Below are 12345 nucleotides of genomic sequence, written 5' to 3' on the forward strand. Positions count from 1 at the left end.
CTGGACTTCCGCCCCGCAGAAGCGGGTGCGATATAATACTAAATATATCTTTATTTTTATAGATTGACGATGATGAAAAATTTTAAGAAAGCGCCCGCTGCCGGCGCGCAGCGTCTCGATGTCCTTCAGCTAATGCGCGCCGTTGCGGCAACCATGGTCGTTGCGCTGCACGCGGACGTGAACTGGCCATTCACACTTTTTCCATTGCATCTGCTGAGGCTGGGAGGCGGTGTCGACCTGTTTTTTGTCATTTCCGGCTTCGTCATCGTTTATGCATCCCGGCCCTATTTTGCCGCGACGGGCGGTCGTTCCGCATTTCTGCTGCGCCGGTTCCTCCGCATCGTCCCGCTTTACTGGTTTGTGCTGACCCTGCGGCTCGCCATGGCCGCCAGCGTGACCATTATCAGCGCAAAGGCCTTTCCGCCACTACAGTCGATCCTCACCTCCTACCTGTTTATTCCCTATGACAGCATGGGTTATGGCGACGCCTATCCGTTTCCGCTGATCGATCTCGGCTGGACGCTGAATTACGAGATGTTCTTTTACATCGTTTTCGCAGCGTTCATCTTCCTGCCGCTGGAGCGCGCGGTTTTCACGACAGCCGGCGTGTTGTTTGCCGCCGTCATGATCGGCTCCGCATTCGATCTCGGCCTGCCGTTCAGCTTCTGGTTCCAGCCGATCATTCTCGAATTTGTCGCCGGCATGTTCATCGCGGTCCTCTTCCTGCGAGGCGTTCGCCTGCCGCCCCTGCTCGGACTTGCAACGGCCCTGTGCGGCATGGCAATCTGGATGCTCACCGATCTGAACAGGATAGGGTTCAAGTGCGATCCGGGCTGTTATTCGTTTTCGCGGCTGCTGGTTTTCGGCGGCGGCGCGATTTTGCTGATGTCGGCGGCGACCTTGACCAGAAACATCTCCCTGCCCCGTTTCGCCCAGCCGCTGGCGAAACTCGGCGATTCATCCTATGCGCTTTACCTGCTACACCCCTTTATCTTCCGGGGTTTCAAGATCGCGCTCGGCGGCGTGACGTTCCCGCCCGAATGGGGCAACCTCGTTTATCTCGTCATTGTCGTCAGCACCGTCGCCATAGCCCATGTCTTTCACGTCCTTGTCGAGACGCCGGCCAATATCTGGCTGCGTGACCGGCTGATAACGTCACCACGGAAAGTCGCCGTGTCATGAACAAACCGAAACAAGGCAAGGGCAACTGTTAACAATAGCTGAGGGTTTCCGCAGCAAGTTTATTTAGTGCTTGATCCTTTGCTTGGGCTGTGCGATTTAGAAGGAAATTTTAGATGTTGGGTAAACTTGCCTGGCATTGGATGTATTTAAAGTCGTATTTTAAAAGATTTGGAGAGTTGGATGCCCCGCATTCGTAACGGCTCGATGCTCGTTGGTGCGATGTTCATCGCCAACATGGGTCTGTTTTCCGTTGTCGCCAACGCACAGAACGTGGAAACTGCACCGCAGCAGACGCCCTCCGTTGAGAGCGGGGCAACAGGCGGGCCCGTCAAGGCCGCCGATGAAACCACCGCCGCATTTCTGAACCGCGTCAACACCAGCAATCCGGACACGGTTTCGATTGCTACGGCGGAACTGTTCAAGCAGTCTCCGACGCAGGGGATGATCAGTGATCTGATCACCATCGCCTCCAGCACGGATGCGGCAACGGCCGATGTAACCGGAAAAGTGACGAGCGGATTTCCGATCATCGCCGTGTCCACCAGCGCAGCGCAGTTCTCCGAACAGCTTTCCGGCCTCATCCTGAGTGACTCCGGCCAGCTGCCCACCATCGTCGCACTGGCCCAAAAGGTCGGTAACAAGGACTTCTCCGAAGTCGTCGGCGAAGGCTTGGCGCTTGCCCATGCTACCGCAATGAGGAACGGCAATACGATACTGGCAGCCGCCATTCAGTTGCAGACAAAGGGCGCAAACGTGCCCGCCGATCTTCTGATCGCCTTTAGCGAGAATATCCAAGGAACGGCTGCCGGTCCGGCCGCCCCTGCGGCTGCCGCGGCGACGGCATCGCCGATCGGCGGAGCCGGTTCCTCGCCGGCAAGCGCCAACAGCATCGGCGGTTCGGGAACGGCGGGCGCCGCAGATGGCACCGCACAGGCGGGCGGCGGAAGCGCACCTGTCGGCGGCGGCGGTAGTGGCGGAACGACAGGCAGCACCGGCACGTCCTTTTTCACCACGATCAACAATTTCTTCTCGACCGGCAGCACCACCACGCCTGTCAGCACAAGTCCCGTTTGAGTTTGGCTTTGTCGCCTTTCCCGCGGGGAAGGCTGCCGCCAGTTCTGTGATGCAACCGTGACTTGGCGGGCGCTGCGCCCGCCGAAAAGAGCGAGGCTGACAGTTGTTGCAAAGGCACGATCCCCTGACGATGGCTGACTACGATAAAGGCGGGCTGACGTCCGAGTTTATCGATATCGACGCCGTTCTTGCAATGATCCGCCGACAATGGCGCATCGTGCTTGCCGCGGTCGCAGTCGCCGGGGCAATCGGCCTCGCTTTTGCGGCAACGGCCGTTCCGATCTATTCGGCGACGGCGACGCTGCTGATCGACCGCAATAACAGCCAGATTGTCGAACAGCTTTCGACGATTGGCGGCGTCATAGAGGATGAAGCTTCCATTCTCAGCCAGGTCGAGGTTCTGCAATCGGAAACCATCGGGCTTGCCGTCGTCGATAGTCTCAACCTCACCGAAAACCAGGAATTCAGGGCAACACGCGCATCACTTCTAGGCTCGATATTCGGCACCATCCGCTCACTCGTCAATGTTTCCCAATGGTTCTCGCCAGCGAAGAAAAAAGAGGCGGTGGTTGACGATGGAACCCTGAAGAGAGCGCTGTCGGACCAGCTGCTCAACGGCCTCAGTGTCAAGCGCATCGGCCGGACCTACGCGCTGGAACTCACCTATAATTCGACATCGCCGGTTCTCGCCGCGCAGATCGTCAATGCCGTGGCCTCGGCCTATCTGCTGGACAAGCTGAATTCCAAATACGAGGCGACGAGGCGCGCCAGCGACTGGTTGTCCGACCGTATTTCGGAGCTGCGCCAGCGGGCGCTCGAAACCGATCTGGCCGTGCAGAAGTTTCGCGCCGAACATAATCTGATCTCGACCGGCGTTAACGGCCTGCTCTCCGATCAGCAGCTGGCGGAATCCAACAGCGCGCTGATCCTGGCGCAGTCGGAAACGGCCAGGGCGCGGGCGCGGGTGCAACGCATCGAACATATTCTCGCCACCGACGATGTCGATGCGGTCGTTACCGATATTCTCGACAGCTCGGTCGCCAACGATCTGCGCAAAAAATATCTCGAAGCCTCCAAGACTGAGGCGGAAATTACCAGCAGGCTCGGCAGCAACCACATTCAGGCGGTACGTCTGCGCAATGAAATGCAGGAATACCGCCGGCTGATGTTCCAGGAAATCAGCCGCATCGCGCAAAGTTACAAAAGCGATCTGGAAGTCTCGGAAGCGAGGGAAAAGTCGCTCGCCGAAAGTGTCGCCAAGGCGACCGACATCAGCAACTCCGCCAGCGAGACACAGGTTCAGCTGCGCGAATTGCAGCGTGAAGCCGAAACCTACAAGAACATGTACCAGACCTTCCTGCAGCGATATCAGGAAGCGATGCAGCAGCAATCCTTCCCCGTGACGGAGGCGCGGGTGATTTCCAAGGCGATGCCGCCCAGAATCCCGAGCAAGCCGAACAAAACCATGATCTTGGCGCTGTTCATGATCATGGGCGCCGCAGCAGGCGGCGGCATTGCCGTGTTCCGCGAATTCCGGGATCGTTTTTTCCGCACCGGGGAACAGGTCCGTGATGTTCTTGGGCTGGAATTCCTCGGCAATACCCCGCTCATCCAGAACAACAAGGCCATAATAGAAGATCAGGAAGGCGGCCATCCGGCCCTGACGCGCCCCACCAGCGTTGCGCGCTATGCGGTCGACCATCCGCTCTCCTCTTTCGCCGAAACCCTGCGCAGCACCAGGCTTGCCATCGATCTCGGCGTTCCCGCCAAAAGCGGGGCCCGGATTGTCGGCGTCGTCTCGGCCTTACCGAGCGAAGGGAAATCCACGATCTCCATCAACCTTGCGCAGCTGCTCGCCGGGCAGGGTGCGCGGGTCCTCTTGCTGGACGCCGACATTCGCAATCCCGGCGCAACGCGCGCCATGGCGCGTCACGCGAGTGAGGGCCTGCTCGAAGTCCTGCTGGAAGGCCGCAGCGTGCAGGACGTGCTGCTTCATGACGAAAAGACGCGTCTCGCTTTCCTGCCCACGGTGGTCAAACAGCGTGTCCCTCATTCTTCCGAACTGCTGACCTCGGCGCAAATGCACAAGCTGCTGGCCGAAGCGAGCACGGCTTTCGACTATATCATCGTCGACCTGCCGCCGCTCGGGCCGGTGGTCGACGCCCGCGCCATGGCGGGCCGGATCGACGGTTTCATCTTCGTCACGGAATGGGGCAGAACCGCCCGCCGGGCGGTGCGGAACACGGTGGAGAATGAGGTTCATATCCGCAAGAAGTGCCTCGGGGTCATCCTCAACAAGGTGGACACCGAAAAGCTGAAGCTTTACCGCGCCTATGGTTCAAGCGAATATTATCATTCGCGCTATACACGATATTACCATGATCAGGCGTAACGGCGTGACGCGCCTGCGGAAAGCCCTCGCGGTCGTACCGGTTCTCGTCATTTCCATCTTTGTCCTGTCCGTCGCCGCCCAGGCCTTTTCGCAAAGCCGGCGTTTTTCCGATATTGTCGCATTGGCGCGGATCGCCGACGACAATAATGGCCTTGCGCCTGATCTCCTTGCGGAAACAATCCCTGAACTTCAGCCCATCGTCACCGAAAAAATCTGCCGTTCGGATATCGTCAAAGCCGGTCTAAGGCTCGTTCTGGCCGATCTCGATGCGAATGGCGTCGATCCGGCATCCGATTCCGGCGCGGCGCGTCTCGGCTTTGCCGAGACCTTTATTCGCCATTCGCTCTTTTGTTTTCCCGCAAATGGCGATGTCTGGCTGCGTCTTGCCATGGTTCGCTCGCTGCGCAACGCCTCACCCATGGAAGTCACCGTGCTGATGAACTTCTCCCAGCTCTACGGGCCTGCCGATGCCAATCTGATCCGTGGGCGTTTCGTGATGTGGCGGCAATTTCCGAAGAACACCTTGCCCGAGGCCGAGGCGGCCCGCGAGGCGGATACGGCCGTCGTCTGCGGCAAACAGGGGGAAATCCTGCGATGGACCCTGGCGGAGGTTTGTCCAAAGCCAGTACCAGCGGACACAAGACGCCCCGCGCCGCCGTCATGATCTGAAACGATGAAACGGCTGAGCCTCGTCGATATTCGCGGCATAGTTACCACAAACAATTCCGACAAAGCCCAAAGATATGTCGCTCACCGAATCCCGATCAGAACCGCTCCCCTCCTTGCAGACCCCACCGGTGGCGGTTCGGGACTATGTCCGGCCGGTCGCAATAATCGCGTTCTGGGCAATATTTCTGTTGGCGCTTCTCAATCGCGGCGCAACGGAAATCGAAAGTCGCATCGTTGTCACGATGGCGATCTATCTCCTGCTGGCGCCGGCAATCCTGCTGTTCGGGCCGCCAAAGGGCGGTGCAGGCAAAGTACTTACGGCGGCCTGTCTTTTATTGGGAGCGCTTATCGTTCAGGTGCTGTTGCAAGCCTCCTCCATGCCTGGCATCGCGCGCCCCAACCCGGCATGGTCCATCGCTGCCATGTTCATGCAGAATGCGCCAGCCGCCACAATCTCACTGACACCGGCGGATGACCGGATCGGCCTCATGAGCGCCGCCCTGCCCTTCGGCGTCTTCATGACGGGCCTCGTGATTTTCGATAGCGACGAGCGCGCGGCGAAGACGCTGCGATGGTTCGCAATCGCCGGTGGCTGGCTCGCGCTGTTTTCCATCGTGCAATTCGTGCTTTTCCCCGAAGCTCTCGGCTTCATCCAGAAGCGTTTCTATCTCGGCAGCCTCACCGGCCTTTTTGTCAATCGCAATACCGCCGCGACCTTTTTCGGCCTCATCCTTATCACGCTCGCCGCATTGTTACATAAAAGCCTCCTCGCTCCGGATTGGGTCAGGGTAAAGGCGCTCGTGGCAAATCGCCTGACCGTGCCGGTGGAGCAAAAACAGCTCATCCGCAGGGCCGCATTTCTCGGTGTCCTCGCAGGCTTTTGTTTCATCGCATTGATGTTGACGGGATCGCGTGCGGGGATCGGCTCAAGCCTCGCAGCGCTGATTTTACTGATCCTGCTGATTGTGTTCAACTCTCCGGCCAGAACCGGGCGCAATGGGGCCTCCAGCCGGCGCAGGCAGCGCGGGACGAGACGTCGCGCCGCGCTGCTGATTGCTGTCGCCATCGCCCTCTTCGCGCTTTTCGCCAACCGGGTGGCGCTTCGCATGGAAATGCGTTTGGAAGACGATATGCGCTTTTGCTACATGCCGGGCATCGCACGCGTCATCGCCGACAATTGGCCACAAGGATCAGGTCTGGCAAGCTTTACGGAAATCTATGCGCCCTATCATGTGGCGCGATGCGGGGTGGACGCCGTCGTCACCCATGCCCACAATGTCTACGCCGAGGGATTGCTGACACTCGGCGCAGCCTTCCCGTTTTATCTCGCTTTTTTTGTGCTCATCCAACTGGTGATTTTCATTCGCGGGGCGCTGAAACGCAGAAATTATCGTTATGCCTCTCATCTCGGCCTTGCCGCACTGCTGCTCGTCCTGCTGCATTCAACGCTGGATTTTTCGCTGCAAGTTCCGGGCTTTGCCATGGCCTATGCCGTTTTCCTCGCCCCGGTCGTCACGCTTTGCCTGAACCCGCCCGGAATGGAGCGGGAAGGCCGCAAAAGGCGCAGACAATTTCCAGACGATGCCGCAATGCCGGCGCCGGACCGTTCAGGTCCGACAGTACAAACGCCGCTTCGTCTGCAATAACGGATTTAACGAATGCAAAACAGGTTTCGTGATCTTAAAGGCGCAGGAAATTGAGCATGCGGATATTGCAGATAACCTCGCTATTTTCTCCGGATCGGGTGGGCGGTGCGGAAATATTCGTGGAAGACCTTGCGCGTGGACTTGTGGATAAGGGGCACACGGTCGCGGTGGCCGCCATCTCACGTGAAGAGCAGGCAGGGGAACAACGCGATGGTTTCACCATTCACCGCCTCGGGCATACCACGCCGTTCTTTATCGGCGACTGGGGGCAGCAACCGGAATGGAAACGAAAATATTATAAGATCGCCGTTCAACTGGATCTGCGCCTCGTTCGCAGGCTTGCGCGTGTCATCGATGATTTCCGGCCGGACGTGGTCAATACGCATTCGCTGTCTGAACTGACGCCGCTGATCTGGCCGATGATCCGCAGGCGTAGCGTTCCGCTGGTTCATTCGCTGCATGATTTCACGAGCATGTGCACCAATGGCTCCCTGTTTCATGACGGGCATATCTGCGACGGCGGCAGCAAAAAATGCCGTGCGTTTTCTTACCTACACCGGCGTTGCCAATGCGCGGTCGATGCTGTCGCCGGCGTTGGTCGCGATATCGTCGAACGCCACATGCGGGCCGGTTTTTTCACCCATATACGGGAAAACCGCCGCGCGGTGATCTGGAACGCCATCTCACCGCCAGATTCGCCGGAACCGCGCATTGCCCGCACACCCGGCAACCCTCTGGTTTTCGGCTATCTGGGCCGCATCGAAGCACCGAAAGGGGCTGACTTGCTGATAGAAGCGTTGCGGCTTTTGCCGCCGCAGGGCTGGCGCGCGGTCATGGCAGGGCGCGCGCCGGAAGGTATCGAGATCTATCAACAAAAGGCAGCCGGCCTACCGGTCGAATTTCCGGGCTATGTGGAGGCCGATCATTTCTTCGCCGGCATAGATTGCCTCATCGTACCGCCCCTATGGCCGGAGGCCTTTGGCCGCACCGTCGCTGAAGCCATTCTGCGCGGCGTACCCGTCATCGGCGCAAATCTTGCGGGTGTCGCCGAACAGATCGGCGCGGACAGGCCGGAACGCCTGTTCACCCCAGGTAATGCCACCGAACTGGCCGCGCGCTTGGCGGAGGCTATACGCAATCCCGCCATGCTTGCGGAAACGCTTGAGACCCGGGAACGAATTCGCCAAGGCGTTGAGCCACGTGGGGTCGTCGCGGCCTATGAAAAGCTCTATGCGGATGTGTGCAAAACCGCATGATCGTGACGACGGCGTCCCTCCTCAGGCGGCTTCTTGCTTGAAGAGTTGCGCGTAGCTCTCCGCAGCCTTCTGCCACGAATATGATTTGCGGTTTTCATAACCCGCCTGACGGAGATTTTCTGCCAGCTCCGGATTATCCAAAAGTCGCTCAAGCGCGATGACGAGGCTTTGAGCATCCGACGGATCGAAAGTCAGGGCGCCTTCGCCGGCAATCTCCGGTGTTGCCGAACGATTGGAGCAGACGACCGGGCATCCCAGCTGCTGCGCCTCCAGCACCGGCAGACAGAAGCCTTCATAGGTGGAGGGGACGCAAAGGCAGGCTGCGTGACGGTAAAGTTCGGTCAGTTGCCGGTCATCTATACCGGAAAGCCGGATCAGCCGGGCCTGCAACTGCGGATCGTCCAGCGCGCCGGCGATTTCCTCCGCCTCGTCACGGCCAACATGCACGATGCGCAAATCCGGCCATTTTTTGCCTAGTATGGCAAAGGCTTTGCCCAGGAGAGCGAAATTCTTATTGGACGTCGCGTTTCCGACCGCCAGTATGTAGCGTCCGGGAACAGGCGGCACCGTGTCGAAAGCCCCGGGATCGACATTTAGCGTGCTGTCGGAATGAATGGTGATGCTCTTACCGACAGCGGCGGGATAGAAACGCCCGAGATCCTTCCGCGTCGCTTCGGATACGCAGACGATCCGATCCGAACCGGCCATCATCAGCTTGAAGATGAAATCAGTCGTCAGGGTCGCCCGCCAGCCGATCTGTTCCGGAATGGTTTTGAAATAAAGATCATGAACAAGGGTGAGACGCCGTTTGCCGCCGAGGGGACTTCCGAAAGGATCGGCATTAAAAAGCACATCGATGCCATGCCGGCGGCAGAGCGCGGGCAGCGTCACGGCCTGACGCACCACATCGAAAACCATGACGCGCGGCCGTGGGGTCTCGATGAGCTGCAACCGGCTGTCGCGCAGGTTTTCAGGCAGTTGCGCCCGCATCCAGGGAGAGCGCAGAACATAGTCATCGGTCGTCTGTTCCAGCAGCCGCTCCAGCAGACTGAAGGTCACGCGGGCCACACCGGAGGCCTTGCCGCCATATTGGCTCGGCATGTTTATGAGAATGCGCATCCTGGCCCTTCCGCCTGCCGGCATTGCCTGTTCCTGTCGATCGCCGCGCGAAACCTCACGCCGCCTCCGTCAGCAGCGCTGAAACGGAGCGGCAGGTTTCCTCCAGTGAGAAACGCTGGCTCACATCCTCCCGCCCCTTTCGCGCCAGCCTTTCCGCCAGAGCCGGTTGCGACAGTATGCGGCCGATCGCCGCTGCCAGCGCCGACGCATTCCCCGGCGGCACAAGAAGGCCGGTTTCGCCGTCACGGATGATTTCGGTAACACCGCCGCCGCGCGTGGCGACAACCGGACGCCCGCACATCATCGCCTCCACCACCACCCGGCCGAAGGGCTCGGCAACAATCGAGGTATGAGCAACCACATCCATTGCCGCCATCAATTCCGGCACATCCGGGCGGAAACCGAGGAAACGGACGCGGCCTTCGAGACCGAGACGGGACGCCTGTTCGCGGATTCGCGCTTCATACGCTTCCTGCCCGAAAAGCGCACCGCCGACGATGACCGCCTGTACGCCCTCCATCGCCGCAATCGCGTCCAGAAACACATGTTGTCCCTTCCATTCGCTCAGCCGGCCAAAAAGGCCGACAAGCGGTTGCGGACCAAGGCCCAGTTCCGCACGCAGCCGCGCGGCCGCGCCGGGCTCATAAATCCTTGCTTTCGCGGGGTCGAAGCCGTTGTAGACGATGCGAACCTTATCCGCCTCGCCGCCGGCCTCGATGAAAGCCCGGCCCGTCTCCTCGGAGTTGACAGCAACCAGCCTGGCGAAAAGGCGCGCAAATGCCAGCGAGGCCCGGCGATTGGCGGCGCTGAAAGCGGGATCGGTGACAATATCGTGTAAAATCCAGACGAGCGGCCGACGGCTGAACGTCGCGGCCAGCGCACAGACAAAAAGCGCCTTTTGCGAGTTGGCGCAGATCACATCATAGCGCCTCGCCTCCCGGCTCAATTGCCAGGCAACCGCCACCACGTCGGCCGCTCCGCGCAACAGCGCGCCGAAAGACGCATCGCGGCGTATAGACAGCATTTTTTCTCCAGCGGACAGCATGACCGGAGTCCGCCCCGCATCAATGAGATCATCTGCGGCCGCACCGCCACTGAGAAAACAGGCGCGCCAGGAGTGCGGGCCCGCCTTGACGAGGTCCGTCAGAAAAAGTTCGGCGCCACCCTTCTCTCCGGTATGGCTGACGAAAAGAGCCGATGTCATGGCGTCTCCCCCGCCGGATGGGAGGACCCATGACGCATCCGCCTGTAATTGCGGGCACGAACTGACGACCGGCAAAAACAACGAACCTGCCCGAAAGCAACAGGAATATCCTCACCGAAATCTGCGGAAAAACGCATACCGATAGTTAAAAACAACTGAATCAAAGCCCATTTTATTAATAAAATTCAATAATACCAATAGTAATTAGAATAATATTCTATTTCTATATTTCGAGCCAAATCAAAGAAAAATTTACGACGCTCTTTTTCATGCGCTGTTTTCTGTTTCGCCCCCCGCATTTTTCCCCGGGTCTCGCAGCGGGATTATTCTAAGGCCAGACCAGGAGAGCGAACAATGACACCGCCCGGATACAACATATGCATATATATGGCGCGAACGGAAGAGGTGGCCGCATGATCGGCTTAACGCTCGGCATAGGTTCCCGAAACATGGGCGACGCCGGTCTTTCCCTGACCGCGTTCTCGCCCTTGCGGGCCCGTCTGGCGGTCGGCCAGAATGCCGCGATCTTCGTGAACGGCGACAGCACCGCCCATGCCGAAGCCGGACCATTTCAGCAATTTGCGATGATGCTCGGCGATCTGCACGATACGACTGTTGTGTTATACCGCTGGGCGGAATGGGAGACGAGCGCCGCCACCGGACCAAAAACCTATGCGGCCCCGGTTACGCTGCGCGCCGGCAAGGGAGCGACGCTGACGCTCCATCTTGCGACGCTGCCCGGCGGCATGGCGGGGTACATGCTTGCGGAACAACGCTCGGCAGCGCTGGAGATTCCCCGTCCCGACCTCTGCATCATGCATCATGGCCACAATATGCAAACTTTCGAAATGCCGGGCAGCATTTTGAGCTCCGGACGAGCCGCATTGTTCGGACCACTGGGAATGACCGAATGGAAATGGCCAAATGCTCCTCAACTCATCACCACGCAGAACCCGTGGCGTGATGGCACGGGTTACGACAAGGTCTATCAGGCGATCCTCGACCTGGCCCGTTCCCATCCGAATCTCACGCTGGTGGATACGCATGCCGTATTTATGGCGAAGGGCAAGGACGCCGCCCTTTATCGGGACAATATTCACCCCAACGAGGCGGGTTCCTGCCTGGTAGCCCAGGCCCTGCTCGATTCCTATCTGAGGTCGGCACGCGATAACAGCTTCCAGACACCTTGCTGGCCAAGGCTGCCCGCCGCCAATCTCATCGGCAATGGTGATTTCACCGATTGGACTGGTTCCGTCCCGACGGGCTGGGGCATGACTTCGCCAGGTTCCGCCACCCAAACCACCGAAATCGTCTTCTCCCCGTCCTTTGCAAGCAGCCTCGCCCTCTATGCAAATGGCAGCCAGACGGCAGGGCTCACACGTTATTTCCGCAATGCGGAGGCCGTCGCGATGATCGGCAGGACCGTTTCCTTCGCCGTACTTTATAAAAACAACGGAAAGCAGCGTCTGCCCTACATAACGCTGGTTGCAAAAAGCGGCGGCGCAGTCCGGACGATCGTTTGCTCCGCCCTGCAATTTGGAGGGGCCAACATCTCCGGCAATAGCGGCTGGATGTGGGCGATCGCCAACGGGATTGCCATAGACCCCGACATCAACCCGTCGGGGTATGCTTTTTATCTGCGAATCCTTCCGGCATTCGGCACCGGCGCGCCCGGCTCGAATGAGCCACTTCATATTCAGCGCATCATCGCCGTCGAAGGGGATTTGCCGAAAGGCAATCTGATCTCATGACGAAACGATAAAATGTCTTGCGTGGCGGCGCCATCCAGCCCACTAATAGTCG

Annotated in this window: 9 protein-coding genes; 7 read left to right on the plus strand and 2 right to left on the minus strand. The window is 59.1% G+C overall.

Annotated features, from left to right (window positions below; translation table 11 throughout):
* Positions 1–69 precede the first annotated feature (69 nt).
* From BS627_RS21520 to BS627_RS21545, 6 genes are all read left to right on the plus strand, one after another.
* On the plus strand, positions 70–1182 hold the full coding sequence (locus BS627_RS21520; protein ID WP_077985178.1) for an acyltransferase family protein: 1113 nt from the start codon (positions 70–72) through the stop codon (positions 1180–1182).
* Positions 1183–1362: 180 nt separating this feature from the next.
* Positions 1363–2256 carry a hypothetical protein gene (locus tag BS627_RS21525; protein WP_077985179.1) on the plus strand — a complete coding sequence of 298 codons (894 nt, stop codon included), beginning with the start codon at positions 1363–1365 and terminating at the stop codon, positions 2254–2256.
* Between the two features lie 130 nt (positions 2257–2386).
* The gene (locus BS627_RS21530; protein ID WP_077985180.1) at positions 2387–4648 is read left to right on the plus strand and encodes a polysaccharide biosynthesis tyrosine autokinase; all 2262 of its coding nucleotides are present in this window, start codon (positions 2387–2389) and stop codon (positions 4646–4648) included.
* A complete protein-coding gene (locus tag BS627_RS21535) occupies positions 4635–5312 on the plus strand; it encodes a hypothetical protein (RefSeq protein WP_077985181.1) in 678 nt (225 codons plus the stop codon). The genes BS627_RS21530 and BS627_RS21535 overlap by 14 nt, the downstream gene beginning before the upstream one ends.
* 79 nt (positions 5313–5391) lie before the next feature.
* Positions 5392–6963: an O-antigen ligase family protein gene (locus tag BS627_RS21540; protein WP_077985182.1), complete on the plus strand. Its 1572-nt coding sequence runs from the start codon at positions 5392–5394 to the stop codon at positions 6961–6963.
* Positions 6964–7019: 56 nt separating this feature from the next.
* A complete protein-coding gene (locus tag BS627_RS21545) occupies positions 7020–8219 on the plus strand; it encodes a glycosyltransferase family 4 protein (RefSeq protein WP_077985183.1) in 1200 nt (399 codons plus the stop codon).
* Positions 8220–8240: 21 nt separating this feature from the next.
* Here BS627_RS21545 and BS627_RS21550 read toward each other — a convergent pair whose 3' ends face one another.
* Both BS627_RS21550 and BS627_RS21555 read right to left on the minus strand, forming a co-directional pair.
* Positions 8241–9338 (minus strand): glycosyltransferase family 4 protein, encoded by a 1098-nt coding sequence (locus BS627_RS21550; protein ID WP_077985326.1) that lies wholly within the window; start codon positions 9336–9338, stop codon positions 8241–8243.
* A gap of 55 nt (positions 9339–9393) precedes the next feature.
* Positions 9394–10542, minus strand: a complete 1149-nt coding sequence (locus BS627_RS21555) for a glycosyltransferase family 4 protein (RefSeq protein ID WP_077985184.1) — start codon at positions 10540–10542, stop codon at positions 9394–9396.
* 413 nt (positions 10543–10955) lie between these two features.
* Between BS627_RS21555 and BS627_RS21560 the strand changes: the two genes are divergently transcribed.
* Positions 10956–12293, plus strand: coding sequence for an SGNH/GDSL hydrolase family protein (locus tag BS627_RS21560; RefSeq protein ID WP_165691346.1), 1338 nt, complete (start codon positions 10956–10958; stop codon positions 12291–12293).
* The last annotated feature ends 52 nt before the right edge of the window (positions 12294–12345 follow it).

This window comes from Agrobacterium salinitolerans, assembly GCF_002008225.1.
GTDB lineage: Bacteria > Pseudomonadota > Alphaproteobacteria > Rhizobiales > Rhizobiaceae > Agrobacterium > Agrobacterium salinitolerans.

What these genes read in the sequence shown, in the direction of transcription:
- BS627_RS21545 (WP_077985183.1), top strand. Translation starts at nt 7,020, where the DNA reads ATGCGGATATTGCAGATAACCTCGCTATTTTCTCCGGATCGGGTGGGC.
- BS627_RS21530 (WP_077985180.1), top strand. Translation starts at nt 2,387, where the DNA reads ATGGCTGACTACGATAAAGGCGGGCTGACGTCCGAGTTTATCGATATC.
- BS627_RS21560 (WP_165691346.1), top strand. Translation starts at nt 10,956, where the DNA reads ATGATCGGCTTAACGCTCGGCATAGGTTCCCGAAACATGGGCGACGCC.
- BS627_RS21525 (WP_077985179.1), top strand. Translation starts at nt 1,363, where the DNA reads ATGCCCCGCATTCGTAACGGCTCGATGCTCGTTGGTGCGATGTTCATC.
- BS627_RS21555 (WP_077985184.1), bottom strand. Translation starts at nt 10,542, where the DNA reads ATGACATCGGCTCTTTTCGTCAGCCATACCGGAGAGAAGGGTGGCGCC.
- BS627_RS21535 (WP_077985181.1), top strand. Translation starts at nt 4,635, where the DNA reads ATGATCAGGCGTAACGGCGTGACGCGCCTGCGGAAAGCCCTCGCGGTC.
- BS627_RS21540 (WP_077985182.1), top strand. Translation starts at nt 5,392, where the DNA reads ATGTCGCTCACCGAATCCCGATCAGAACCGCTCCCCTCCTTGCAGACC.
- BS627_RS21520 (WP_077985178.1), top strand. Translation starts at nt 70, where the DNA reads ATGATGAAAAATTTTAAGAAAGCGCCCGCTGCCGGCGCGCAGCGTCTC.
- BS627_RS21550 (WP_077985326.1), bottom strand. Translation starts at nt 9,338, where the DNA reads ATGCGCATTCTCATAAACATGCCGAGCCAATATGGCGGCAAGGCCTCC.